The sequence below is a fragment of the Peribacillus frigoritolerans genome (assembly GCF_001636405.1).
Taxonomy (GTDB): domain Bacteria; phylum Bacillota; class Bacilli; order Bacillales; family DSM-1321; genus Peribacillus; species Peribacillus frigoritolerans.
In genome coordinates, this window is the sequence record NZ_KV440950.1 from 3115782 (window position 1) to 3142491 (window position 26710).

At 39.4% G+C, this 26710-nt stretch carries 22 protein-coding genes; 1 reads left to right on the forward strand and 21 read right to left on the reverse strand.

The annotated features are described in order from the left end of the window. Window positions 1–53: 53 nt before the first annotated feature. From A6755_RS27970 to cdaS, 20 genes are all read right to left on the reverse strand, one after another. Window positions 54–773, reverse strand: coding sequence for a hypothetical protein (locus A6755_RS27970; protein WP_063591146.1), 720 nt, complete (start codon window positions 771–773; stop codon window positions 54–56). A 1815-nt stretch (window positions 774–2588) separates the two neighbouring features. Then, the gene (locus A6755_RS14945; protein ID WP_063591147.1) at window positions 2589–2936 is read right to left on the reverse strand and encodes a hypothetical protein; all 348 of its coding nucleotides are present in this window, start codon (window positions 2934–2936) and stop codon (window positions 2589–2591) included. A gap of 741 nt (window positions 2937–3677) precedes the next feature. After that, window positions 3678–4655 (reverse strand): NAD(P)H-dependent flavin oxidoreductase, encoded by a 978-nt coding sequence (locus A6755_RS14950; RefSeq protein ID WP_057277652.1) that lies wholly within the window; start codon window positions 4653–4655, stop codon window positions 3678–3680. Between the two features lie 71 nt (window positions 4656–4726). Continuing rightward, window positions 4727–6613 carry a sigma-54-dependent Fis family transcriptional regulator gene (locus A6755_RS14955; protein ID WP_063591148.1) on the reverse strand — a complete coding sequence of 629 codons (1887 nt, stop codon included), beginning with the start codon at window positions 6611–6613 and terminating at the stop codon, window positions 4727–4729. Window positions 6614–6819: 206 nt separating this feature from the next. After that, window positions 6820–7596: an acetoin reductase gene (locus A6755_RS14960; protein ID WP_034311940.1), complete on the reverse strand. Its 777-nt coding sequence runs from the start codon at window positions 7594–7596 to the stop codon at window positions 6820–6822. Window positions 7597–7631: 35 nt separating this feature from the next. Next, window positions 7632–9014, reverse strand: a complete 1383-nt coding sequence (gene lpdA / locus A6755_RS14965; RefSeq protein ID WP_063591149.1) for a dihydrolipoyl dehydrogenase — start codon at window positions 9012–9014, stop codon at window positions 7632–7634. Window positions 9015–9030: 16 nt separating this feature from the next. Next, entirely contained in the window at window positions 9031–10251 is a 1221-nt protein-coding gene (locus A6755_RS14970; protein WP_063591150.1) for a dihydrolipoamide acetyltransferase family protein, read from the reverse strand. A 105-nt stretch (window positions 10252–10356) separates the two neighbouring features. Further along, the gene (locus A6755_RS14975; RefSeq protein ID WP_063591151.1) at window positions 10357–11391 is read right to left on the reverse strand and encodes an alpha-ketoacid dehydrogenase subunit beta; all 1035 of its coding nucleotides are present in this window, start codon (window positions 11389–11391) and stop codon (window positions 10357–10359) included. 21 nt (window positions 11392–11412) lie between these two features. After that, window positions 11413–12405, reverse strand: coding sequence for a thiamine pyrophosphate-dependent dehydrogenase E1 component subunit alpha (locus A6755_RS14980; RefSeq protein ID WP_063591152.1), 993 nt, complete (start codon window positions 12403–12405; stop codon window positions 11413–11415). 294 nt (window positions 12406–12699) lie between these two features. Next, window positions 12700–13242, reverse strand: coding sequence for an NADPH-dependent FMN reductase (locus A6755_RS14985; protein ID WP_063591153.1), 543 nt, complete (start codon window positions 13240–13242; stop codon window positions 12700–12702). Between the two features lie 72 nt (window positions 13243–13314). Next, on the reverse strand, window positions 13315–13638 hold the full coding sequence (locus A6755_RS14990) for an antibiotic biosynthesis monooxygenase family protein (RefSeq protein ID WP_063591154.1): 324 nt from the start codon (window positions 13636–13638) through the stop codon (window positions 13315–13317). Between the two features lie 108 nt (window positions 13639–13746). Next, the gene (locus A6755_RS14995) at window positions 13747–14340 is read right to left on the reverse strand and encodes a TetR/AcrR family transcriptional regulator (protein ID WP_063591155.1); all 594 of its coding nucleotides are present in this window, start codon (window positions 14338–14340) and stop codon (window positions 13747–13749) included. A 484-nt stretch (window positions 14341–14824) separates the two neighbouring features. Continuing rightward, the gene (locus tag A6755_RS15000; RefSeq protein WP_134402148.1) at window positions 14825–16813 is read right to left on the reverse strand and encodes an acetoacetate--CoA ligase; all 1989 of its coding nucleotides are present in this window, start codon (window positions 16811–16813) and stop codon (window positions 14825–14827) included. A 108-nt stretch (window positions 16814–16921) separates the two neighbouring features. Beyond that, the gene (locus tag A6755_RS15005) at window positions 16922–18193 is read right to left on the reverse strand and encodes a sensor histidine kinase (protein WP_063591157.1); all 1272 of its coding nucleotides are present in this window, start codon (window positions 18191–18193) and stop codon (window positions 16922–16924) included. A 368-nt stretch (window positions 18194–18561) separates the two neighbouring features. Beyond that, on the reverse strand, window positions 18562–18894 hold the full coding sequence (locus tag A6755_RS15010; RefSeq protein WP_063591158.1) for a (2Fe-2S) ferredoxin domain-containing protein: 333 nt from the start codon (window positions 18892–18894) through the stop codon (window positions 18562–18564). A gap of 858 nt (window positions 18895–19752) precedes the next feature. Further along, a complete protein-coding gene (locus A6755_RS15020; protein ID WP_063591160.1) occupies window positions 19753–20895 on the reverse strand; it encodes an acyl-CoA dehydrogenase family protein in 1143 nt (380 codons plus the stop codon). Between the two features lie 116 nt (window positions 20896–21011). Further along, entirely contained in the window at window positions 21012–22259 is a 1248-nt protein-coding gene (locus tag A6755_RS15025) for a GTPase family protein (RefSeq protein WP_034311978.1), read from the reverse strand. A 114-nt stretch (window positions 22260–22373) separates the two neighbouring features. Continuing rightward, window positions 22374–23126, reverse strand: a complete 753-nt coding sequence (locus A6755_RS15030) for a PadR family transcriptional regulator (RefSeq protein ID WP_052137416.1) — start codon at window positions 23124–23126, stop codon at window positions 22374–22376. Between the two features lie 229 nt (window positions 23127–23355). Beyond that, entirely contained in the window at window positions 23356–24102 is a 747-nt protein-coding gene (gene map, locus A6755_RS15035; protein WP_034311980.1) for a type I methionyl aminopeptidase, read from the reverse strand. A 267-nt stretch (window positions 24103–24369) separates the two neighbouring features. Beyond that, on the reverse strand, window positions 24370–24990 hold the full coding sequence (gene cdaS / locus A6755_RS15040; protein ID WP_217349290.1) for a sporulation-specific diadenylate cyclase CdaS: 621 nt from the start codon (window positions 24988–24990) through the stop codon (window positions 24370–24372). A 273-nt stretch (window positions 24991–25263) separates the two neighbouring features. Between cdaS and A6755_RS15045 the strand changes: the two genes are divergently transcribed. Next, the gene (locus A6755_RS15045) at window positions 25264–25584 is read left to right on the forward strand and encodes a 2Fe-2S iron-sulfur cluster-binding protein (protein ID WP_048686384.1); all 321 of its coding nucleotides are present in this window, start codon (window positions 25264–25266) and stop codon (window positions 25582–25584) included. 97 nt (window positions 25585–25681) lie between these two features. On the opposite strand, the gene A6755_RS15050 is transcribed toward A6755_RS15045, so the two are convergent. Then, on the reverse strand, window positions 25682–26062 hold the full coding sequence (locus A6755_RS15050; RefSeq protein WP_063591161.1) for a VOC family protein: 381 nt from the start codon (window positions 26060–26062) through the stop codon (window positions 25682–25684). Window positions 26063–26710 lie beyond the last annotated feature (648 nt).

The window sequence follows — 26710 nt, forward strand, 5'->3', positions numbered from 1 at the left end:
CCCACAACATCTAGGTTAGGGCTCTTCTTGCTCCTATTTAATGACTCCGGCAGCTAGTTGGCGATTTTTGTGACTACCAATGATGGATACCTATACATTACATTGGCAGATGCAGTAATAACTCTAATGCTTAGCCTATCGTTTGCGGATAAACGACGTTGGATTGTTCTTCCTATCGTGTTTCTAGTTTCAACTTGCGATGGTTGACCGCCTGGACCGCCAGAAATACGATTAAAGGATTCAAAAGTACTTTCAAGAACCGGGGTTGTGTCATTGATGAATAACCTGAACTGCACTTCGGTATTAAACGTCAAGTTAGAAGCATTAATCAATCTAGCTGTTAAATCCATGCTAATCTCATATACCCCAGCAGTCAGAACCTCAATATCAGTATAAGGTCCAAGACCAGGAGGAAAAGGAGCTGTTCCTAATAACGGCCCAGGAGTTGTGAAAACAACCTTCTGCCCCAGAGCAGGGGGATTTACCGTAGACACTGTGACAAAATTTCCAGACGGATCGTACAATGATCCATAAGCCAAAGCACCCCCTGGTCCTGGGGGTCCAGTTTCTCCTTGTGGTCCTGGGGGTCCTGGAAGTCCTTGAAATCCTTGAGGTCCTTGAGGTCCTCGAGGACCTTGTTCACAATCCTTACATTTTTTATGATCGTTTATATTGAGGAAATCGTCTTTTTTATTAAAGGAATCATCTTTTTTACATTTATAGGTCGTGTCAACAAATCTACGACCTTGAATTGGCTTATCTATTTTACTCACCCTTTTCTCATTGTTCACTTTCCGAAAACTCGAGCAGTGAAGCTTTTTTTCTGTTTTTTCCGCTTCTCTTTCTGCTTAATAGTTTCTATTTCCTCTTTAGCAGAGGATACAAGGGGTCCTATACGTTTTACAGTAAGTGACAGAGATCTATAAGAAACACTTCCACTCACATTTTGAATAAACAATCACTTTTTCTCCTGCATTTAATTCCACTTGGACGGTCTTACCTATAGTGTTAAACCATGAAGGTTCTCCAGTTTGATATGTCAATCCTGTTACGATTTCGAAAGAGGAACCTGGAATGGGACCTATACACTTCATTTAATCGTGAATTGAATAATGAAGTTTCAAGTTCATTAGTAACAACAACAAGGTCGGCACTTATTTCATAGACACCACTTAGAGAGACAGTGATCTCATTTGTTTCCGGATTCGGGATTGTATTTAAACTAAATCCTGGGAAATCAAAATCTATAACACAAAATTCCCAGACGGAATTTACAATGAGTAAGCCAAAGCACCCCCTGGTCCTTGGTCCTGTTTTCCGCAGTGTGATTCTTTGCAACAATTATTATCGTGATCGGCCAAGTTAATCACTCCTTTCTACACTATATATGCCGATATAAAAAAAAGGCTTGGATATTTAAGTTTGATTTTTAAATTAGGCTTTGTTTAAAGTTAAATGAGGACGTACTATTATGAACGATAGCTGAATATCGTTTGGGCAAGACGTTTTAAAGAAAGAGCTAGAATGCCGATTTATCAACTTTATGTATATACCGAACATAAAAAAACCTATAAATGTGCTTGTTGAAATACCATGAAAATTAACTTCTGGGGAAAAAAGCAATAATGAAGAAGACGCAGTTCATTTGTAAAAGGGGAGAGCGTCTTATTTATGGAATCGGATTGGTTAACTGAATTAAGAAGCCTCCGGTTTTGCCAATGTAACCGTGAAGCCTAAACTTTCAAGTCTTCCAAGCGAATTCCGAACAATGGATTGTTGCCCTATGAGTAATATGATTTTCGTAAAAAGAAGTATTGTCGAGTCTCATTGCATGTGGAAAAACAAGTGGATTTCTGATTTGAATCACCTGGGGGTATATTTGAAAAGTTTAGATCCATGAATAGGATATTTTGTAAATATTTGTGGATTATTTCAGGAATAAGGAAATGAATCAAATAATAATCGGTTCAACAAGGATATTTATCAATTAGATAATGATTTTAAAAAGAAAGTCTGGACAGGAATTTAGAATTAATCATAAAAGGAAAATAGAGAAGCTAAAACATTCGTAAAAATGATTTTCCGTATGGATGTCTATAGGTCATGGGTAGTCGTTGTTTAAAATGTTTAATAGATGAGGGGCGGTAGAGATTAATTAAAGGAAAGAACCATTTTTATTAAACTTTTTTCTAGTTTACATAATATATATTATAGGAAGTTGTATTTTTATTGTTTATTTTGTCTCATATCTTAAGAATACTTAACTTAGTGAGACGGGATACAGATTTTTTATATTTAATCATCGCCATTATTTAACTATATTTTTTTATTGATTAGTCATTGTTAACTTATACTTTAAAACTTAAATAAATATTGTTCCAATTAAAATGATTGATCTTCAATTAAAAATTAGCTTAAATTCGATAAGATTTCTTGGATTTAAGCTAATTTCACATCAGTTACGGTCATTAAAATTTTCATGATTTATATATTGAATTTTAATTTATCTGCTAATTGTTAACATATTTCGTTTTCAGTCATTTTTATGCTATAGATCGGATTATTCAATTAGTATTTATCAGCCTTAGTCATTTCACTCTAAGGATCTCTAATTGCTTGGTTGTGGTAATTAAATCTATTTTATTATTTCCCTTCATGTATAAAACGGAAGCGCCCTCACTTTTCCCCTTTTTCCATCCATTCGCTTTAAGGGCCATTGCATATCCATATGGAATGCCGTCTTCTTCAGAAGCCCTTGACCATTCATATCTATTCCCTTGTTCATTTAACTGAACCAATTCAGCATTTTTAGGTACAGGGAATTCATTTAAATCTTCTGTAGCTGTGTATAAAGAAATAGAAATTGAGTAATAAATGATTGCCCCTCCTATTAAAAAAGTAGCTAGGGTAAGTGCACAACTAATCTTTTTCTTCATATTGCTTCCTCTCTCCTTTCCTAAAGACCTATTCAAAGAATAGTTATCTAATAACCTGTAGTAATCTAAATATCCCGGTTTTATTTACATTTTTTATCATTTTTATTATTCTTATATATAAATTAAATGGCAAAATGAGAAAAATCACGGGTTAACACTTGTGAAAAGTTATATAAATATAATTTACCTCAATGACAATTCAAAAGGTTTTTTATCATGCAAGTTCCGCTTTCCACCTGAAATTGATGATAGCTCCTCCATTTAGCCACATAATTACAATATAAGCTTTCTTAATTAACCTCATAGCAGCCTTTAGCATGAGAATGAAATAAAATCGTAAAAGCCGATTTTTACATTTTATATAAAAAGATTTAAAAGTTTCAGGAATCAAAAATGCCAGAAGAAATTAGAATGGTTTTAATATCTCAAGCTTTATTTGATTTAGTTGAATAAAAATGTTATGTAAACACTCACGAAATGTTAATTACCTTTTTCTTTGGTTTTTTTACATGTGAAAGTCTTTATTAAGAAGCTGCTGAAAGTTAGTTAGCAAGTAATTGATGGGCTATGTAGCTTTTTTCTATTGAATTGGCCTTTTAGTTATAAATCATTCTTCTGTTATAAATAACGGTCATGCATTTTAAAAAAAGTCTATTCTTAACCACCTATGGGACTTTATGTTTAATTAAATAAAAAAAGGAACACGAAATCACTATTGATCGCATGTTCCAGTTAGGTTATTTATGTTCGAATGGATTCGATACGGCTTTGGATGAATTCGAACGAGTTTTTTGCTTCTTGGACGATTTGTTTGATCAGTTCATTGACGGTCAATATTTCTTTTATGAGTCCTACGGATTGACCGCATGACCAGATGCCTCCGTCCAAATTTCCTTCAAAGTATACTTTCTTGCTTCTTTGTCCTGTAATTAGCGGAATCAATTCCTCTATAGTGGCACCTTCATTTTCAAGTTTGTCCACTTCTTTACTGACGGCATTTAATGCTACACGCGAAGGGCTGCCTATATTCCGTTGGATGACGACCGTATCCGTTTCATTGGCCGATACCATCCACTGCTTCACGTTTTCATGAATCGGTGCTTCTTGCGTTGCCATAAAGCGAGTCCCCATGACGATACCTTCAGCTCCGAGTGATAAGGCGCTGATAAGGCCCCTGCCATCCGAAAATCCCCCTCCAGCTATTACTGGTATATTTACAGAGTCAACGGCTCTAGGGAGCATGACAAGCGTTCCTACATCTCCCATGCCTGGATGCCCGCCTGTTTCATTCCCGACAATAATAATTGCATCGACTCCTAATTTCTCTGCAGACACAGCGTTTTTGACGTTCGCTACCTTATGTAACACGGTAAAGCCGTGCTCTTTAAGTCTGGGCATTAAACTTTCTGGGCTTCGGCCACTTGTTTCAACAATTTTCACATCTTCCTCAATTAAAATATCGATGAACTCATCATTCGGGGTTGCCGTTTGACTTGGAAATAGGTTCAGGTTGACAGCAAAAGGTTTCTTGGTCAAAGTTTTCACTTTGCGTATTTCATCACGGAGACCCTCTGGTGTCACCTGTGTTTTCGAAGTGATGATACCAAGTCCCCCCGCTTCTGAAACAGCGGCTGCGAGCGGGGCCCGGCCAACTTGAAACATCCCGCCGCAAATAATCGGATATTCAATCCCCAATAATTCAGTCATTCTCGTTTTCATTTGCCATACCCCTTTCATTTTTCAAGGATTTCTATAATTCTGCTTTTCTTACATAATGTACACACGCATGTCTATATACCATACTTATGGAGCCGCTTGTAAAATGTACTTCTTGGAATATCCATCAGCTTTGCTGCAGCAGTGACATTTCCTCTTGATTTTTGTAATGCTTCTATCATTAGATCCCGTTGAATTTTTTCACGGATCGTGAGTTCATTTCCCTTGATGCCATTTTTACCCGGTTCTTCCCATGCAGGGAAATCATCATGCCGTGTATCGGGCTGGGAATGAATGGTATTCAACACTTTAACATAATCAAGAGGTCCTTCTGCAAGTAAGATGGTCAATCGCTGAAGTACATTCTGCAGTTCTCTAATATTGCCTGGCCAATTGTACTCCTTTAAATGATTCAATAATTCTTCAGTTAATGGAATATTCCAATTATTCATCAAACACAGGTAGTTGACTAGATAAGTAATATCTTCAATCCTTTCCCTTAAGGGAGGTACATGAATGGGGTAAACGTTCAGCCGATAGTATAAATCCTTACGAAAGGACCCTTCATTGACAAGCTCTTCAAGATTACGGTGTGTTGCAGTGATAATGCGAATATCCAATGATATGCTTTTTGTGCCGCCGACCGGAACGATTTTTCTTTCCTGAAGAACACGCAGTAAGGCAACTTGCATCGCTGAAGGGACTTCACCGATTTCATCGAGAAAAATGGTCCCTCCATTTGCCTGCTCGAACTTCCCTTTGTGCCCTTGCCGTTTAGCCCCTGTAAAAGCGCCATCAACATACCCGAATAATTCACTTTCCATTAAATCCTTAGGTATGGCTCCGCAATTTATCGTGACGAATGGTCCTTTTTTGCGCATGCCATTTTCATGAATAGCCATGGCAATAAGCTCTTTCCCGACACCTGTTTCACCGGATATATACACATTCGCTTCTGTCGGTGCAACAAGCTTCACTTTACGTAATGTGTTATGAAAGGATTCACTAATCCCTCTTTCACCTTCGAAGACAAATCTTTCTGAAGGCATTGAAGCAGGAAAAAGCCTATTGGTTTCACGACCATGATTCTCTGATAAGAATAAACACTTACCGGAAACCCTATTATCCTCTTTGGATAAAAGCGGATTTTCCTTTACGATTCGATATCCATGATTTAACAGATCGGGCAACGCCATACCAATGGATTGAGGAATTTTTTTGCGAACCTGTTTACTGGCGGAAATTATCATTTGTTTATGATTACATACGATAAAAGGCAAATCTGGATAGGTTTCTGCAAGTTCTATCGAGTGCTGGGTCAGTGCCAGCTCCTTTTTATAGGAACGCATTCCCATTTCCTGTTCGATTGTATACGCCAAATTGGCTACCATCCCCAGCATGGAGGGATGAAAATATTCTACTGGACATGATATATCCAAAACTCCCAATATCTTACCGTCCTCATTTAATATGGGCATTGCAGAGCAACTCCATTTGTGCGAGGCAATCGAATAGTGTTCGGTACCTTGGATCATTACAGCTTCACCCGTTTTCAAAGCTGTTCCAATTGCGTTAGTTCCGACCTCACCCTCCGTCCAGCATACACCCTCCACAAAATTTATTTTTCCTGCCTCATCGAGGATTTTCTCGTTTCCGGAAAGTGAAAGGACATATCCATCCGGATCGACCAATAAAGCCATCATTCCAGATTCTTTTATCGATTGATTCATCCTGGATAATTGGGGTGATGCCACTTCTAATAGGAAGGAGTTTTTTTCTCTTTGAATGTCCAATAATTCATCCGTCAAAATGTGTTTGCCTTTATTAAGGTATGGGTTGACTTGATCTTTTTTGCAGCGATACCAGGATTCCATTATTCGCTTGTTCAGACGATTTGAATCGAGAACCCCTTCACTGACAAAGCGTTCCCATGTACGTAGATAACAACTGGTGGAAAGCATATAATCCTCCTCTAATCATTTGGTTTGAACCTTCATTTGACCAGTCAATCTAGAGGAAAAATACCATGGAGTAATAAAATAGGATGTTAATCGAGGTCTTTTTAATTATAGTAGATTATGTATTCGCTTACAATATTTAGATTGAGTTTGCAAAAAAAGCATCATGTGATCATTCACATGATGCTTCTCCATTTAAACAATAAACTTTATGAGAAAATAACTCCTCCATCAATCATGATGGATTGACCTGTCATATAATCCGAATCCGGTGAAGCAAGGTAAGAGACGAATTTCGCCACATCTTCTGGGGTTTCGGAGCGCCCCAAGGTTATGGAATCTGTGAACTTTTTAAATGTTTCCCCTTTAGCAAGATTCATATATGGACCCATTTTTTCATCGATTAAATCCCACATTTGCGTGCCGACGATTCCTGGACAGTATGCATTCACCGTAATGCCGAACTGTGCCAATTCCTGTGCTGCCGCTTGTGTAATGCCCCTAACGGCAAATTTTGTGGCCGAATATGTACCAAGTAAGCTAAAACCTTTATAACTGGCTATGCTGGCAGCACTTATGATTTTCCCTCCTTCTTGCTTTTTCATTTGTTCTGCCGCGGCTTGCAGGCAAAAGAGGACACCATTTACATTTATATTGAAAATCTGTTCAAGATCTTCTTGAGTTACTTCCAATAGAGGCTTTATTTGAGCAATTCCTGCATTTGAAACCATAACATCCAGTTGTCCAAAACGTTCCACAACTTGATTCACCATTTCGAATACTTCCCGTCTGTTGCTTACATCCGCTTTAACGGCAAAGCTTTCACGTCCAAGTTCCCTTATCTCATTCACGACCGATTCAGCCGTATCCAGATTGACGTCGTTAATGACCACATTCAATCCATCTTGAGCTAATCTTAATGCAATGGCACGTCCGATACCACGTCCTGCACCAGTGACGACTGCCGTCCGTTGACTGCTAACCATACAAAATCCCCCTTCAGTAAAAAAACTTATTTATTTTAGGAATGCACAGCTTGACCTACTACATTTAAAAGAGCTTCATGTATGGATTCCGACAAGGTTGGATGCGCCGCCACTAAATCTTCCATCATATCTGCCGTTATTTCTGCATGCAGCATGATCGTTCCTTGTCCAATCAATTCTGTTGCATGCTGAGCGACAATGGAAAAACCTAGAATTTCATTATATTGTGGGTTCACTAGGACTTTGACCTTTCCTACCGGTTTATTGGAAAGGGCAGCTTTCCCATTTGCCAAAAAAGCGAATTCACCAACTTTAATTTCACCATATTTTTGACGCGCTTCTTTTTCGGTCAAGCCTACACTGGCAATCTCCGGGGAGGTATAAATGCAGCGAGGGATTGCCCGGTAATTCACTTGTGCAAATTGGCCGCAGGCATTCAGAGCCGCCACCCGTCCTTCATGAAAAGCTACATGGGCAAGTTGGATGCCTCCTATCACATCACCGCAGGCATAAATCGTTGGATTGCTTGTTTGCATTCGATCATCCACCGAGATGCCAAACCGGGAAAAATCAATATCGTTTTCCTCTAAGCCTACTCCGTTCACTCTTGGTCTTCTCCCTATAGATACGAGTACGTAATCAGCTTGTATTTCTTCCAATTTTCCATCGCTATTTTCCAAAAATACCGTTTTACTGGTTGCATTGATGTTTTTGACAGCTGTGGAGGTATGGACCGTAACGCCTTGGTTTTTCAATTCTTCATGCAGAATGCTCGTGATATCCTCATCTTCCCCTGGAAGCAGCTTTTCCCCCATTTCGATAACGGTAACCTTGGTGCCCAGCCTGCTATAAATGCTGGCAAATTCACATCCGATGACACCGCCTCCGACAATTAGCAGGGAATCGGGAATGACAGGAAGTGACATGGCATGACCACTGTGGATGATCCATTCACCATCAAACGGTGCAAAAGGGAGTGGAATCGGCTCTGATCCCGTTGAAATGATGATCTTACTTGCATCAATCACTTCATTTTCATTTCCGTTCTCGATCCGCAGTCGATTGCTTGAAAGGATAGAAGCCCTGCCCTGTATAACTTTTATTTTATTCTTACCCATTAAATATCGAATGCCGTTCACTAGTTTAGAAATGACCTCTCTTTTTCGTTCCTGTACGGTATCCCAATCTACTTCAATCGAATTGGGGGAAAGGCGAATTCCCATTTGCCCGGCATTTTTCACCAAGTCATACGTATCGGCACTTTTCAATAATGACTTCGTTGGCATGCAGCCTTCGTTTAAACAGGTTCCGCCCAATGGCCCATCGACTACCAATATGACCTCCTTATCCTGCTGGGCAGCAGTGATTGCCGCTACATACCCTGCAGGACCACCGCCTATAATAACTATACGATTCAAGGCTTTCCCTCCTTTTCTATAAAATAACGGTGATCGGCTCTTCTAAATACCGTTTTAGTGTTTGTAAAAAGGCAGCAGCGGGTGCCCCGTCCAGTACACGGTGATCAAAAGTTAAACTGAGTGGCAAGATCGTTCTTCTCTCCAATTCTTCGCCAATATAAAGCGGGGTATCATAAGCAGAGCCAACTCCAAGTATCCCCGTTTCCGGTGTATTGAGAATGGGTGTGAAATGCTCAACGCCATATGCCCCGAGGTTACTGATTGTAAAAGTGGAACCTTGCATGTCTTCAATAGGCAATTGACCGTCACGTGCACACCGGGCCAACTCCTTCCCCTTTTTCGATAACTGTCTTATGGTACAATTTTCGGCATTTCTTATGACGGGAACTACTAGTCCATTCTCCAAGGCCACCGCTAATCCAAGATGGATAGACTCATACAAAATGATGTTATCTTCAATATAGGCACTATTCATTTTAGGGTGCTCTTTAAGTGAAAGCACGACAGCCTTTGCAACAAAGTCCGTTAAAGTCAATTTAGTTGATTCATGTTTTTGCAGCGTTTCTGTAGCCTGTTTTTGCAAAATGACTAGATCAGTGACATCAACTTTCATCGTTAGCGTTAATTGGGCACTGCTTTGCAAGCTCTCTTTCATACGTTTGGCAATGATGTTCCTCATTCCCTTAACAGGAATCTGCTGCTGACTCTCTATAGCAGGTTTTGGCGGAACTATTCTTTCTTCTGTACTTACCGGGATGGAATCCCTTTTCTCAATTACTTTCTGGACATCTTCTTTAGTGATTCTTCCTCCTGGTCCGGTGCCTTGAATCATCTCAATGTCAAGATTCGCTGCCTGTGCCATTTTTCGTGCAACCGGAGTGATCATCAAACGATCTCCCATTGGCAAAGTGGGGGACTCTTTTGTTTTCGGCTTTTCTTGTTCATCAATTTCCAAATGGGTCTCTACAGCAACAGGTTCATCGAACTTTATTTTTTCATTCGGATCTCCGATATGACAGATAACGGTTCCTGGAGGTACTCCTTGTCCTTCTTGAACAGCTATATTCAGAATCGTACCTTCCGCTGGAGATTCAATATCCATTTCTATTTTCTCTGAATTGATGCTGGCTATTGCTTCGCCTTTTTCGACTGGATCCCCAACAGCCTTACTCCATAACGAAACAGTGCCTTCTTTCATTGCCATGCCCAATTTCGGCATTACCACTTCGACAGCCATATCTAATTTCTCCCTTCATAATGGTTTGTTTTATCCATCATTGGTTTTGTTGCTCCAACTTTTGCTGTTCTATGCGAAAAAGCTGGAGCATGCATCTGGATTTATTTACACTCCTAGAATGGAAGGTTCCCCTAATAATTCTGAAACGGCTTGTATCACTTTTTCTGATGTAGGAAGGTAAATATCTTCAAGCGGTGGAGAAAAAGGGACAGGTGTATGTGGTGCCGTAATCCTCTTGATTGGCGCATCGAGCGTGTCAAATCCCTTATCCGCCACCAGTGCGGCAATATCCGTTGCGACACTGCATCTTGGGTTCGCTTCATCGATCACGATCAAACGATTTGTTTTTGCAACAGAGGAGAGAATCGATTCTTCATCCAGTGGTGACAAGCTCCGCGGGTCGACAATCTCAACTTCAATTCCTTTAGCTGTGAGTTTTTCAGCAGCCTCCATCGCGGTGTGAACTTGTTTACCGATGGCAACGATCGTCAAATCTGAGCCTTTCCTTTTCATTTTTGCTTTGCCGATTGGGATTGTATAGTAGCCTTCCGGAACCTCCCCTACCATGTTGTATAGCGTTTTATCTTCAAAAAAGATGACAGGGTCATTATCTTCAATGGCTGAAAGTAAAAGCCCTTTTGCGTCATAGGGGGATGAGGGAACGACGACCTTCAATCCTGGAATGCTGGTGAACAAGGCATAAAGGCTTTGTGAATGCTGAGCTGCAGCCCTGAACCCTGCACCATGCATCGTACGGATCGTCACGGGAACCTGTGCTTTCCCCCCAAACATATAGCGGAACTTCGCACCTTGATTCAATACTTCATCCAAACAGCTGCCAATGAAATCGTTGAACATTAACTCGGCAATCGGTCGCAAGCCTGTCGAAGCAGCTGCCATGGCCGCTCCCATATATCCTGCTTCCGCAATGGGTGTGTCAAGAATTCTATCCCGGCCAAATTCTTGAACCAATCCTTTCGTGACACCTAAGACGCCACCCCATGCTTCGTCATCCTGCAAATGATCGACCTCTGCACCGCCGGCTACATCTTCTCCCATGAGGATGACATTCTCGTCTTTTCTCATTGCCATGGCCATTGCTTCATTTATTGCCTGCGACATACTGATTTTTCTACTCATCTCAATTCCTCCTTTTATGGTTTAATAAGATACATAAACATCGTTTAATAAATCGGACGCTTCTGGATATGGGCTATCTTCACTGAACTTAACTGCTTGTTTAATAGATTCCTCAACGGCATTCTCAAGAGAAACCAGTTCTTTTTCCGCCAGCAGATTCTGATTCAGTAAGTAATTCCTAAATAGGGCAATCGCATCTTTCTCTTGTTTATGTTCCTTTTTTTCTTGTTCCTTTTTATATTTCTGTGCATCTCCCTCGAAATGGCCATAATTACGATACGTAACGCATTCGATCAATGATGGGCCTTCTCCCCTGCGAGCCCTCTGAATCGCTTCTTCAGCAGCCTTATACACGGCCAATACATCTTTCCCATCCACCCGGACACCCGGGATATTGTAGCTTATCGCCCGATCGGCTATCGTTTTACAGCTAGAAGCATAGTTGAAAGGCGTGGCTTCTCCATACCCATTATTTTCAGCGATGAAAATTACGGGCAGCTTCCAGATTGCCGCAAGATTTATCCCTTCATGGAATGTCCCATGATTATTGGCACCATCACCAAAAAAACATACACTAACGTGATCTGTCTTTTTATACTTGGCAGTTAATGCTGCACCGCATGCGAGCGGAAAGCCTCCGCCGACTATCCCGTTTGCACCTAACATCCCCTTGTCCAAATCGGCAATATGCATCGAACCGCCTTTTCCTTTGCAAAGCCCAGTCACTTTCCCATAGATTTCAGCCATCATCCCGTTTAGGTCGCATTCTTTTGCAATACAGTGGCCATGCCCCCTGTGAGTGCTTGTAATGTTGTCCTTTTCGGATAGGTGGGCACATACACCGACAGCAACCGCTTCTTCCCCTGCATATAAATGGACAAACCCAGGTAAAATCCCTTTTGCAAAAGATTCATGAACTTGGTCTTCGAATTTTCTGATTTCCAGCATTTTCTTGTACATCCAATAAGCCTTGTCCTGTGATAACTTTATTTCATTCGATTGAACCGTTTCCATTTTTCAGCCCCCAATCAGTAATAGCGAGTCAATCTTATATAGTGCAATTGCCGTGCCAAAATGGGAGACGGTAAAATTAGGACTTTAACTATTTTCAGCAGAAACAAAACGAGACAAAATGAGATTGCTGTCTCGTTTTGTCTCGTTTTGTTTAAAAGTTTGAATGTGGAACGCAGCCTGCTTATGCTTAAGGAATAAGCTCTTTATGCACCTTTTATTTAGGCTTCAGTACTTACTAACATGAATTTTGTTAAATAGTTAGAGAGGAAGGACCTAGCTAGTAAACTATCAAGCTTAACGTAAATTTTTTAGCGCACCGCTCCATGCAATTGTTTGATCTAGCATTGCATGGACATTACCAAGATGTAAATCAGCTGGTTTAAACGTTTTGAAGTTATCAAAGTCTGTAAATAGCGATAATGTTGGATTTACACGAACGTCCGCAACTAGTAATTCCCCTAATATGCCACGCAAATGTTCGGCTGCACGGGCTCCGCCAGTTGAACCATAGCTTACGATGCCCGCAGCTTTGTTGTTCCATTCATCACGTGCGGAATCAAGTGCGTTTTTTAATGCCCCTGTAATGCTGTGATTATATTCTTGTACGATAAACACAAAACCATCCAAGCTAGAGAGTTTTTCTGACCAAGCTAATAATCCTGGTTCTTTACCAGTGCCTTCTCCAAAAAACGGCAATTTGAAATCTGCGATATCGACGATTTCATAAGTTGCATCTTCTCGTTTATCAGCTATTTCTTTAATCCAATTTCCCACTTGTGGACTTACGCGTCCTATTCGTGTGCTTCCTAAGATAATTCCAATCTTTAATTTTTCCAATGTTTTCTCCTCCTCGTAAAAACTTACTGGCCAATTAATTGTTTAAGAATATAACCTCATAAGTTGAGGGATTTACATATTTTCAATCTCTTCCACTAACGTGTAGTACCCACCTTCTGTATCTTCAATGAGATGGTTTATTTTGTTAAGATGTTCTCTGAATTCACTTTTTTCTAACCAATTTTTATGAAAATCAATACTCTCAAAGATCGTTACCATAATTGCCTTATCATTATCTACAGAACGATGCCAACGGCTGCTGATCCAACCGGGAACACCTTGTGATCCCTTCTTGAAATTGAGCAGTTCTTCAGCTTGGATAGCAACCAATTCATCTAGTTTGCCTGGTTTAGCTGTAAATACATTAATCCATACTATTGTATTACTTGATTTCATATTCATAATCTCCTGTCATTTAATCTATTTTTTTAATACATTAAAAATTGGCATTTCTTTCATCACCATAGCGAGTCAGTACTGACTGTCATAATTCTTCATGAAAAACTAGGGAGTCAAAGCCCTAGTAAATGTTTGCACACTCTCCATGATAAATGCCTCCAGGGACACGGTTGGATAGTTCTCATCGGCATCCAGATTGTTCATAAAGGCACCAAAATTCATCATCATGAACGACAACGCCTGAAGCTCTGGGTCTGTGGGGATAAGCTTTCCTTTTTCATGCATCGTGTTAAAATAGTTTGTCAAAATTCCCAGTAACTGTCGGGGATGCTTTTGTGTTTTTTCTCGAAAACCAGGTAAATTGCCTTCCTCCTTGATACTTATCATAATCATTTTCCGGTTACGATTCATGATTTCATGATATGTTCGACTGATTAGTAGTAAATCTGAATGCAAATCCCACACGATTTGCTCTTCATTAAAAAGTTTGGTCATCTCTTCAGCATAATGATATCGGTCAAATGCCGTTTCTAAAAGATTTTGCTTGCTTCCAAACCGACGGAATAGTGTTTTTTCACTAAAACCTGCGGAACCAGCAATTTCCTGAGTAGAAACACCATTGTACCCTTTCTCTGCAATTAGATCGATTGCCGCCAACAGCAGCTTATCATCGGTACTAAGCTTATTACTGCTACTCATGCTCTCACTTCCTCCGAATAGACTGTCAGTACTTACTGACTTTCCATTTTATTCTATTCATCTGTTTATAAATTGTCAAGAAAATATTTCCAACAGCACATTTTATTTTTAAGATTGAACGGGAAAAGGTGCACTATACGTATGAGAGTCATGGATGGCATATGGCATAAACTTCTAAAATCAAAGACCAGTATCCAGAAATGGAGAAGTTGCTCGTTGGAGAATCATCTCTAAGTTCAATCAAGAGAAATTTAAAAAGACGGAGCTTTTTGCTCCTCCTCAGTTTGTAGACAAAAGGGGTCTATTTAAAAATTAAAACAAAATTGATTAGAACGGTAGGTACGAGAATCCTGCGGGAAAAGCGAGTGCCTTGAGTGGAAATCAACGTATAAATTACACAAAACACTAAAAAAACTGTAGACAAACTCGATATTCATCGAGATTGTCTACAGTTTGAGATGAAGCTTTTTGCTCCGCCTGAATTCTAGAATATTTTTTTCTCATTCAACTCGAGTGCCAATTTTTTAAAAAACTGAAGCGATTCTGGATTTCCCATGGAGTCTGCATTCACTACTTTATCAAACTCGAAACCTAATAACACTTTACGTATCGGGACTTCCATCTTCTTTCCGTTCAACGTTTTAGGAATTTGTCCAACGACATGGATTTGGTCAGGGATAAAGCGAGGGGATACATGCCCTCTTATTTGTTCCTTGATTTTTGCCGTCAATGCTGCATCCAGACTTTCCCCGGGCTTAAGGACTACGAACAACAGCAGTGAGGAACCGCGGCCTAGCACTTCCCTATCAATGACTAGGCTTTCCATCACCTCGTCTAACGCTTCGACGACCCGGTAGATATCGCTAGTTCCCATCCGTACACCAGAACGATTGATGGTCGAGTCGGAACGTCCATAAATGATACAGCTGCCCTTGTCGTCGATCTTTATCCAATCACCATGTTTCCATATGCCAGTATACGTATCGAAATAACTCTCATAGTATCTTGTCCCATCTTGATCATTCCAGAAGTATAGTGGCATGGACGGCATCGGTTTGGTAATGACCAATTCACCGACTTCATTAATCAATGTTTGACCATGCTCATCAAAGGCTTCCGCACAAACACCCAATGCCCTTCCTTGTATCTCTCCGATCCTCACGGGCAATGTTGGAACACCCCCCACAAATCCAGCACATACATCGGTCCCGCCACTGGATGAACTGAGCCAGATATCCTTCTTGACATTTTCATACACCCATTTATAACCGTCTCCAGATAATGGAGCTCCAGTAGAAAAAAGAGCCCTCAATTTCGATAAATCATATTTCCCCAGGGGCTTGTTTCCTAACTTCATGGAATTCGTAAGGAATGGTGCACTTGTTCCAAAGAAAGTCATGCCTGTATCTTGCGCCAATTCCCAAAGAACATCCATATTCGGAAAAGAGGGACTGCCGTCATAAAGGACGATGGTCCCTTCATTAAGCAAACCACCCATAAGGAGATTCCACATCATCCAGCCTGTCGTCGTAAACCAGAATACGGTATCCTCGGAAGTCATGCCTTGATGAATTCTTGTTGATTTTAAATGCTCCAATAATATACCGCCATGCCCTTGTACAATCGGTTTTGGCATTCCGGTTGTACCAGATGAATAGAGAATCCAAAGCGGATGGTCGAACGGAACATTTTCAAAAGATAATTCTGCCTTTTCTTTTAATAGGTCATCCCAAGGAACTGTATCTGCCAGATTCACTTCCAAAATCTTTTTTTCTATGTAAGGAACCAGCACGGTATGCTTGACAGTGACCAATTCCTGCTTAAGCTGGGAGACGACCGATGTTTTATCATATACATTTCCATTGTACTGATATCCATCAACCGCCAGTAATACAACTGGTTCAATCTGTTTGAAACGATCTATGACGCTTCTTGCCCCAAAGTCAGGTGAACAACTGGACCAGATGGCACCTATGCTTGCTGTTGCCAAGAAGGCTATGACCGCTTCAGGTATGTTTGGCATATAGGCAACAACACGGTCACCTGATTTCACACCAAGTTTCCTTAATGAATGGGCGACAGATGCCACTTTTTCTTTCAGCTCTTTCCAGCTAACCTCTTGCTGCCTGATATGTTCGGAACGAAAAAAAATCGCCGTTTTCTCTTCTTGATCATTCAATAATGCATTTTCAGCATAATTAAGCCTTGCCCCCTCGAACCATTTCGCACCTGGCATAGTTTGCTCGGCTAAAACCCTGTCATATGTCCTGCCGGCTTTTACATCACAATAATCCCAAATTGAAGCCCAAAATTGCTCCAGTTCATCTACCGACCATTTCCATAATTCATGATAGTCATGAAATGTTAAACCTTTCTTTTCTTTTAACCATTTCACATATTGAGTCAATACCGTTTGCTCGATTTGTTCCTTTGTCGGTTCCCAAATGATTTGTCCATCTGTAAGCGATTTCATGCAATCATCTCCCTTAGGTATCAAATGCGTCATTGAATCATTTCATAATATTGGTAGTTTACTTAAATTGTAATCTATGAGTTTTAAAGCTGTCAATTTACACTAAACTCAATTAGGCTCGTATTTATGTATGGGCAGGTTAATGGAGAAACATGTCCCTTTCCCTTGTACACTTGACACATGTACCGTACCATCCATGCTTTTGATAACGCTATATGAAACCATCATGCCCAACCCCGTCCCTTTATTTTTTGTCGTGAAGAAAGGCTCACCTAAACGGTATATCTGTTCCTGTGTCATTCCAATTCCCTGATCTTGGATTTTAATTTGGATGGTGGAGGCAGCACGAATTAAATCTATGTATATTTCGCCAGCATGGTCCATCGATTCTATGCCATTCTTTAGGATATTGAACAAGCACTGCTGGAATTTCTTCCTTTCCCCCATGATAGAATAAGCTCCATCTTCGATTAGTGATAACTTCAATTCTGTTCCATTATTGTTAGCTAGGGGTTTTATGCTGTTCACGACATGCTGAATTTCCTCCGATACCCTTAATCGCTCCGTGTTTTCAGGGCTTATGGAAGCAAATGTCAAATAGTCATTAATGACATCCGTGGCCCGATCCAATTCCTTCAGTGCAATATTTGCATATCTGACCTTTGTATGGGAAGAAACGTCTTCGCTTAACATTTGTATATATCCTCTGGTAACTGTAAGGGGATTTCTGACTTCATGAGATATGCTTGCAGCCAGATGACTAACGATTTGCAATTTTTCCGCTTTCACTAATTTTTCGAGAACCTGAAAATTAGTGAGGATGACCTCCCATAGTAAGATTACAACAACAATTCCAATGACTTGGATCGTGAAGTATTGTTTCCATAGACTTATGCCGATAGTGAGTTCAAATACTACTGTTGAAATAAACTGCGTGAGAATATGAACAATGAAGATTAATGATATACCGATGAGAATTTTTTTACTGACAGAGAGTTTCAAATAGTATTTAGATATTAAAAACAAGGAAACACCCACTAGTGGAAAAGTGATGCAAGATATATAAAATCCATTATCACCCCCTGATAAATAGCGGATAACAAGAGTGATGACTATCAATATGATTCCTAACCGATAGCCTCCATATAAACCGCCTAACAGAAAAGGGATCCATCTAAGATCCCAAACAAAATCCTCTTCTATAACAACGGGAAATAACATGCATAGAACAAGTGAAAGAATAGGGAAAATCGATAGGAAGGATCCTTTTAATGCATCTAAACGGTATACATACTTCACTAGATAGCTCATTTGCAATAAAAAGATCGGAAAAAGGATAAGTAAAAAGTTAATCAGTAAATCTTTGGTCATAAGATTCATTTTTACACCGAACTTTCGATATTTTTCGAAGATTTAGACAGGCATATCAATCATATCAAGATAGATAATGATAAGCTAGTGAAATTATTATGAGGAAATTAAAAGTTACCTCTTCCGCCATCCGGGAAAGAATTTGAGGTAATGTTATATAAAAAATACCCGTTCTTAAAGAACGGGTATTTTTTTTCATATTGGTAAAACTTCCAAGAGAACAATTTTCAATTAGTATTAATGGGGAGATGTAAACTCTATTGATTAAATTATCGACTGATGGTTAAAAATGATCAGTCCACTGAATATCGCAATTTTTTTTCCAGAAAAGCGTCCTACAGAAATCCTTTTTAGATATAGAAGTGAGATGTTACAGTTCATTCACTCTTCTGGTTCTTGAATGTTTTCCCATCATGGTAATAAAATTCAGAACCTAGATGAACATTGTCATTTTCTTTCAATTGACGAATAAGTTCTTTACTTTTTGTTTTATTCATTTCTTTATACCAGGTTCCTTGTGGATATAGAACAGCAATCGGACCATGCTTGCATTGGCCGTTGCATAATGTTTTTGTTGTGTGAATCTCCTTTTGTAGTTCTAAGTTTTTCAATTCCCCCCTAATCGTCTCTGTTACTTCTTCTGCTCCATTTTTCGTGCATGTTTTCCCGTTGCAAATTAATAGATGTTGGCTAACCCCATCTAAGTTCATATAAATTCCCCTTTTTTCTTATTATTTGACCTCTATAACGAATGGATAGCTATTGACTTTACCACAAAACTTAAATTCTCCTCAAATTTTTTATCAACCTCAAACTCTATCGGACTAACCTGATGACAAGGTTTCCGGGTTTACTATCAACAAACACATTATAAGAGTATTCAGGCAGGTCGAATTTGAGAGTATAAACGCCATTTCCTTTTTCCACAGGATGTATGGAAACAATTAACGGCCAGATTAATAATAAACCATACCCAGGTAAAGTATATGTTACTCAAAAAGAAATCGTGCTACAATTCGCACGTTCTTTTTTTAATGGTATGGTACATGTCTGGATTAAATTCCACTTCAACGGTTCTTTTCTCTACACTACCTTCAAGCGGTTTATTGAACTTCCCATAAAACAAAAAAAAGCCAAGCGCCGATTCAGAGATTTTCTAATACTATTTTCTCCCGTATTCCAGAAAAAAATATAGATTGTATAAGTGATATAGAGTTGGAATATGGATTAGCGGCACAAAATGAGAAAAATGAAGAAAAACTCTGTAGAGACTCATCTCCACAGAGCTTACTTCAAATCATCAGTTAGCTTTCAACTAGGGTGGCAGGGCACCTTCCCTTTGATTAGGTGTGAATAGTACTTTTCGTGCCTCTTTTTATTTTGCAATTGAATCCATGTAAATGTTTTGTTCTAGTTTTCCCCACACTCTAGAAGTCTTACATGTGTATGGAAAAATGACTACACCTAATCATGCCCTTAAAACGAAAACACAAATTAATGTTAGAAAAAGAACAGAAAAAACACTGAAACGATCATTTCAGTGCCATCAAAAAATATTTGAATAAGAATTAATAAAGAGCTGATTTTGCGAGCGTGGTGATTGTCGCATCATCCATCGGAGGATTATGGAGTCCTGCGCGTACATCCCTATAGTAGCGTTGCAGGGGATTGTTTCTTTGTAAACTTTTGGCTCCGACGACTCTCATCGCTTTATCGACGATGGAGATCGATTTGTTGACGACCGATAGCTTAACTGCCCCCAATTGCTTCGATAATTCATCATGATCTTCCGGCTGCCGCACCCATTTTTCTGCGACAGAGTAAAGGAAATGGTGTGCTTCACCCAATTCCAGTTCCATCTCCCCAATTGTACGTTGCACATTCGGAAGGTCCCTGATTGGTCCTGGTAAGCTATTCGGAGAATAGGTTTTCGCAAATTCGACTGCGTAATTTCTGGCAGCCACTGCGATTCCCAAGTAGCAAGCCGGTATATGTAATAGCCACGCTTCAGGTTTTCTTTTTTCACCAGGATTGCTTTTCATGACATAATACTTTTCAGGCAGGCTGACATCATTTAACACCAGATCATGACTTCCTGTCCCCTGCATGGAAATCATATCCCAAGTTTCTTCTATACTTACACCCTTTACATCACGATGAACTAAAAATGTGCCAAGTCGCTCATCCTCGGGAACCCATGCCGTTACGAGAAAAATATCAAGGACGGGAGAGAGTGTAGTAAAAGTCTTTCTCCCATTCAAATTCCATTGATTACCCTTTTTGATCGCGATCGTTTCCGGTCGGCCTCCGCGCGTCGGACTCCCCGTTCCAGCCTCAGATGCTGCCGTATTGATTAGTGCACCTTTCGACACTTCATCATACAATTCTTTCATGACTCCTTTTTCCCAAGGTCTCTTCTCCGATAAGGAAAGTACCGTTCCGACATGCCAGCCTATTCCTAAGGCTGTTGGGCCGCAATATTGAGCTATTTTTTCTTGGCATAGGAGAAAATCATATAAGGAACCGCCATATCCCCCATGCTCTTTAGCTAATGTTAATTGGGGGTATCCGAATTCCTTTAACTCCTGAATGTTTTCATAAGGAAACCCCTTTGAATCATCAAGTGCCTCAGATCGGCCGGAAAACAACTGAATCGCGTCCTCTAATTTTTGTAAATAGTCTTTTTGCTTCTGTGATTGAAAAAACGACATGAAGATCATCCCTCCTCTAGTAAACAAAAATCTTGAACCATCCAGCAGCAGATACAGAACTGCTAACTCCACTTTATCATATCACCTTAGTGTAGTTTATGGTTCGAATCTGCACATTAAGAGTCAATGTCTTCATTTTTATATTCTTTGTTCGCGTTCTTATAAGCCTCCTTCGCCTGATCAATATTCTTGTTTTCTAGAAAGTAAGCTATCGCGGCTTGCCCGATTCCATAAGTGACGGCACCCGCTACCGCTCCGGAAACGACTAGACCAGCTCCTGGGATGAAACGGACTGCAGCCCTGACACCTTCCCTGACAAGGAGTCCGATGCCAACATTGATTCCTAACGCTGCAATGAATTCACTTGCCGTTTTCGTATTGATTTCTTTATCCGCGATAAAACCAATCACCACAATCATCAAACCTTGAATGCCGGTCAAAATGGGAAAATCGGCAAAAGGTATTGGCTCTGCACCGATTAGACCTGCGATTGCCGTAAACGTTCCCACTATCGTCCGCGCGAATTTCTTCTTAACGAATTGGCTCTGCATCGCTTTGGCTGTCTTCAGCTTCGCTTCACTGGGTAAGGCCTCAATTAAGTAATCAGAAAGCAAATCTATGTTCCAACGCATATCATATTCAATATTTCCGCTTTCATCAAAGTCAATATACGAACAAGTAGGAATAATGTTCAAAAGTGGTATTTCACTATCTTTAAATCGTTTTGACATCAAAGCGATGGCTTCATCAATATTCTTTTTTTTCTTAGGATTGGCATCAAAAGGTACTTGTTTATAATGTGGCGGATCTAATTCATCCACTTGTGTGACCACACAGATGACAGGAACATCATAATGGTGATTCTCTTTAACGATCTTGCGCAGCTTATTTAATTCTTGTAAATCTTCTTCAATACGTGAATCCGCTTCTTTTGCTTTAATTAAGAAAAGAAACACATCAGGCTGTTCTTCAGTCACCGCTTTTATCAATTCATCCAATGGTGTATCTTCTTCGAACTCTTCCGTAGGAGCTTCACTCTCACCCAGCCCGCGTGAGTCCAGCAAACGAATTTTGGGTTCGGCATCACTCGGGTACCATAACCATTTACCCTTACCCGTTCCAGATTTAACGGAACTGACATATTGCCGTTCCTGACCAAACATCGCATTGATCAGTGAGGATTTTCCAGACCCTCTTCTACCGACAAGAGCAATTCGCGGTTCCCTTGCATCAACAGTCATCGTTTTAAGCTTTAAGAGCTGGTCGAGCATTTTGGTCTTTTTCGATTGTGAAATTGGGAGCTTATCTACCTGGCCTTTAATGAAACTGAATATGCTTCCCATTTCATCTTGTTTTTCCGCCATCACTCATTCCCCCTTTATAAGAAGTGTATTAAGTAACATTTACCCTTGAACGATTCAATTTAAGCATGTAACTTTCTACTTGCAAATTAAGGGGCTCCATTTTGGTCTAATCATTTAACTCTTTTCTTTTAAGAACATAACGACACTGGCCATGTATTTTTGAATTTCCTGGACTTGAAAGGCCGCAGAATCCGCAATCTGTTTGTAATGATGCTGTCCTTCATCGGTTATTCGTAAATACCGTTTAGTTCGTTTTTCACTTTCCCACCTGCCGACAAGTAGGCCGTTCTCTTCCATTTCATGAGATAAATCGTATAAATAGCCATTTGAAGCGATCCAGCCGAACTGATTTTTAAGCAGATCGCCAATTTCCCCCATATAAATGGGTTTCTTAGTGAAAGCGGCTTTTAAAGTTACATAACGGACAAGGTCCTTCACCGATATTATTTTCGAGAAATAAGACCTGTATTCTTCTGGAAGCTCATTTACAACCGGTGGGTTTTCACCAGATCCCCTTAAATCGAACATGAAGCGATCAATGACCTTTTTCACTTCGGAAAACCGTTCCAGGAAATTTTCTTGATACCATATGTAAAGCTCTTTGCCTTTTTCCGTTATTTGATAATAATTTCTTCCCTTATTCGTATATAATGATAAATGATTGGATTCGACTAGAGTATTCGATATTTTACATAAATAGTCATAGCTATGCACTTTTCCAGTGAACGTATTTTTCAGGTCCTGATGAATCGCCCTTGGATAATTCGCTTTTATCCTCAAAGAGTGAAGTAAGAAAATCGTTAAAAATTCGCGCTGGCTCAACCCCACGGTTTCTACCGTCGCAGACAGTTTCTCCCCTTTCTTCACAGTCATTCCCCCCTTAATACTGTATATAATTAAATATTTCTTCCTTCCCCTTATTATCCTGTGCTGCCACATAATAGTAAAGTTTTTAATGCCAAACTGCCTAGTACTAATTTTTTGGATTCGATCTATTGTGGGATAGGGGAATTCTGAATATTCTGTCGAGGTTTATTGTGAAATAGTTTAAAACAAAAAAAGAAACGGCCTATGATAAGGCCGTTTCTTTTTTTGCTTACTGTTCCGTTAAAATGATCGGATCTTCTTTTGTAATGACGAGGGTATGTTCATATTGGGCGGAAAGCTTTCCATCTGCCGTTCTCGCCGTCCAGCCGTCTTGGTCCATTTTCATATGCCATGTTCCTGCATTCAGCATAGGCTCAATCGTGATGACCATGCCCTCTTTTAAACGGGCACCTTTACCTGGCTTACCATAATGTAGGACGGTAGGGTCCTCGTGCATGGTTTTTCCGATTCCGTGTCCTGTAAAATCGCGGACAACAGAAAACTTTTCACCTTCTGCATAAGACTGAATTGCATGCCCGATGTCCCCGAGACGATTTCCTGCCCGTGCAACTTCAATACCTCTGTATAAAGCATTCTTGGTTACATCCATTAAGCGCCGAGCTTCTTCGGAAACTTCTCCGACTGCATATGTCCAAGCTGAATCCGCCAAACCGCCGTTAAGGTTCACCACCATATCAATCGTGACGATGTCTCCCTCTTTTAGGGCTTTCTTTTGCGGAAACCCGTGACAAATCACATCATTCACTGATGCACATGTTGCATATTTGTAGCCGTTATAGCCCTTTTGTTCAGGTGTAGCACCATGCTCTGCCAAGTACTTATCAACAAATTCTTCGATTTCCCAAGTCGTGATTCCCGGCTTTATCATTTTTGCAATTTCTCTATGCGTCGCAGCAAGAAGTTTGCCCGCTTCATGCATCAAATTTATTTCTCGTTCACTTTTAATGGTTATCATGTAAAATCCTCTTTCGTTTTATAACTTTTCTGCTTGAGACTCCTTATTTATCATATGCCTTTTTTTATATAAAAAGCAACCAAAAACCCGGTAAAAATCACCGGGTTGATTAATTCATGAGATTTTCTGTAGCTTTAATTCTGATAAAAATAAGCTAAAAATTACAAAATGCTAAAGGATCCAGGGATTACTTATTTACGCGATTGAATATTCCAGCTCTGAATTACCAAGAACATATTAATCCTGTGACTTATTTTCTTAATAGTTCTATATAGGCCCGTGTGTATTAATTGGGTACAGTTTCCCATTCAATGCAAATGAAACTCTTCCTGTTTCCTCTGATACTACCAATACAAGGGCATCACTCCGTTCAGATAAACCCAAAGCAGAGCGGTGGCGTGTTCCCAGTTTTTTTTCCCCGGTTGACCTGTCTGAAAGCGGAAGGACATTTGCTGCGGAAACAATCTGGTTTTGACTAACCAAAACGGCACCATCATGCAGTGGATTTCCTGGAAAAAAAATCGATTCCAATAAAGAATGGGTTAACTCCGCTCCTATTGAAATACCGGGTTGAATCAATGAATCAAGGGAATCTCCCCGTTGAATCACAATCAATCCGCCATGTCTCAAATTCGATAAATTTTGAACGCATGTTGATAATTCGGGATATTTGTCCGTAAACGGTGACAAATAACAGTTTAAATAAAATGTTGCTGCTTTCATATCAATGTATATGAATTTATCCTTTATTTTCTCGAAATTCCCAAGAAGACAATAATTTTCATCACCCATTGCTTCTAAGTTATCCTGTAATGCCGATATTACTTGGCGTATCTCCTCTTTTAACGTTTGTTTCATTGGTGAAAAATCACAATGTCCATTATTCACAGGCATGCACCTCCCTTTAATTATTCGATTCTTTTTTTCAATGGATCTTAATTCCCACTAAAAGACCATGCTTATTTTCCCTAACTCTATTTATCCCTTTTTAACATTAATAATTATGAATGTACTTAAAGTTTGTCTTCACGATAATTAATTATTCATCTTTACTATCAATCAGCAGTGACTTCACATTTTTTTATGTCATATGGACATGGTAAGAGAATAGATATATTAATGACCTGTTGATAGATATCCTATAATAAGAGGTGGTATTAGATGCCTTATGTAACAGTATTTGACCAAGGAACATTTGAAGTTGAAATGGGAAAAAAATTAGTATTGGCATTGGAAGATAACGGGATAAATATTCTCCACCGATGCGGTGGGAAAGCTAAGTGTACAACTTGCAGAGTGGAAATATTGGCAGGTGATTTTTTGGAGGTCACACATAAAGAAAAAAAGGTCTTTGAGGAAAAAGGAATGGAAGATCATTTACGTTTATCTTGTCAAATTTACGTGAATGGAGACATAACAATTCGGCCGATCAAAACGGTTGAGAACTCTGGACTTCCTGCTGGGCCAAGGCCTGAAGACTAAATGTTTCATAAAGAGTGTAGTTTGATCAAAAAACATCAAAACGACTAAAAATATTTTTTCTAGTCGTTTTGATGTTTTTTATCTTTAGCTAAATGATTTACTTCTTTTCCATGACCGCAAAGTAATTATCTTCATTATCAGCAAAATTGAAGACTCTTCCAGATGGCATATTTACAAGTTCTCCCACTTTGATATTCTTATCCGAAAAGTCTTTATATAATTCATCAAGATTATCCGAGTAAAACATTAATGAAGGTGTAGCAAGATTTAATTCAGGCTGCATTTTAGCAATGAATTCCTTATTATGCAGGATGATACTCGTTTGTGCTTCCTTTGTTGGTGCTATTTCAATCCATCTTAACCCTTGGCCGTTATCTTCTTCAGAAATTACGCTAAATCCGAATTTTTCCGTCCAAAATTTCAATGACTCATCTTGGTTATTAACGTATAACATAATTTGGCCGACTTTATTAATCATTGGCTTCTCTCCCTTTCTGCTGGTTCCGTTATTAATTGAATCATTTATGGATAAGCATCTGCTGGTTGGGAAAATATAACTGATTAAATCGTATAATAAATGAAAGATTTAATCAATTTCTTTTGGGAAGGTTTTTGAAAACCAACACAATTGTTTAAGGGAAGCCGATATCTCTTACGACCTTTGCTTAATTGTTTCTTCTACATATTCCAAGAAATCTGTATGTGACGGATTCCCTTGCAGATGTTGAGCTACCACAGTCAATGGCATTATAACTCTATCTCTCTTTTTGGAGTAAAGAACCGTCTCTGTTTTAATGTCCCTATTCACTTCATCAAGTGCAGAAGAAAAATGATAAACAGAATCATATTCATACCATTTATAATCCTGATTTATATTCCTTTTTATAACTTCCCCAATATACGCACCTATCCTTACCACAAAATTATCAAAATGATTCTTTAAAAGTTCCCTACCCATTTGAGTAGTGCTTAATCTTTTCGTATAAGCATCTATATAACGAATGCTTTCAATAGTAAAATCTAAATTTCTCTTTGTTAGGTTCTCTTGATCCCAAGTGTCATCTTACACATCCTGATACATTAATTTAGCAATGCCTTTTAAATCATTTTTTATTAATTTAGTTTT

Bases quoted from the DNA above. Each gene is read 5' to 3' on its own strand.
- A6755_RS15045 (WP_048686384.1), top strand. From the start codon at position 25,264: ATGCCTTATGTAACAGTATTTGACCAAGGAACATTTGAAGTTGAAATG.
- A6755_RS14975 (WP_063591151.1), bottom strand. From the start codon at position 11,391: ATGAGTAGAAAAATCAGTATGTCGCAGGCAATAAATGAAGCAATGGCC.
- A6755_RS14950 (WP_057277652.1), bottom strand. From the start codon at position 4,655: ATGAAAACGAGAATGACTGAATTATTGGGGATTGAATATCCGATTATT.
- A6755_RS14945 (WP_063591147.1), bottom strand. From the start codon at position 2,936: ATGAAGAAAAAGATTAGTTGTGCACTTACCCTAGCTACTTTTTTAATA.
- A6755_RS15050 (WP_063591161.1), bottom strand. From the start codon at position 26,062: ATGATTAATAAAGTCGGCCAAATTATGTTATACGTTAATAACCAAGAT.
- map (WP_034311980.1), bottom strand. From the start codon at position 24,102: ATGATAACCATTAAAAGTGAACGAGAAATAAATTTGATGCATGAAGCG.
- A6755_RS15000 (WP_134402148.1), bottom strand. From the start codon at position 16,813: ATGAAATCGCTTACAGATGGACAAATCATTTGGGAACCGACAAAGGAA.
- A6755_RS15025 (WP_034311978.1), bottom strand. From the start codon at position 22,259: ATGGCGGAAAAACAAGATGAAATGGGAAGCATATTCAGTTTCATTAAA.
- A6755_RS14960 (WP_034311940.1), bottom strand. From the start codon at position 7,596: ATGGTTAGCAGTCAACGGACGGCAGTCGTCACTGGTGCAGGACGTGGT.
- A6755_RS15005 (WP_063591157.1), bottom strand. From the start codon at position 18,193: ATGAATCTTATGACCAAAGATTTACTGATTAACTTTTTACTTATCCTT.
- A6755_RS15010 (WP_063591158.1), bottom strand. From the start codon at position 18,894: ATGAACTTAGATGGGGTTAGCCAACATCTATTAATTTGCAACGGGAAA.
- A6755_RS14980 (WP_063591152.1), bottom strand. From the start codon at position 12,405: ATGGAAACGGTTCAATCGAATGAAATAAAGTTATCACAGGACAAGGCT.
- A6755_RS14990 (WP_063591154.1), bottom strand. From the start codon at position 13,638: ATGAAATCAAGTAATACAATAGTATGGATTAATGTATTTACAGCTAAA.
- A6755_RS14995 (WP_063591155.1), bottom strand. From the start codon at position 14,340: ATGAGTAGCAGTAATAAGCTTAGTACCGATGATAAGCTGCTGTTGGCG.
- A6755_RS15020 (WP_063591160.1), bottom strand. From the start codon at position 20,895: ATGTCGTTTTTTCAATCACAGAAGCAAAAAGACTATTTACAAAAATTA.
- A6755_RS14955 (WP_063591148.1), bottom strand. From the start codon at position 6,613: ATGCTTTCCACCAGTTGTTATCTACGTACATGGGAACGCTTTGTCAGT.
- A6755_RS14970 (WP_063591150.1), bottom strand. From the start codon at position 10,251: ATGGCTGTCGAAGTGGTAATGCCGAAATTGGGCATGGCAATGAAAGAA.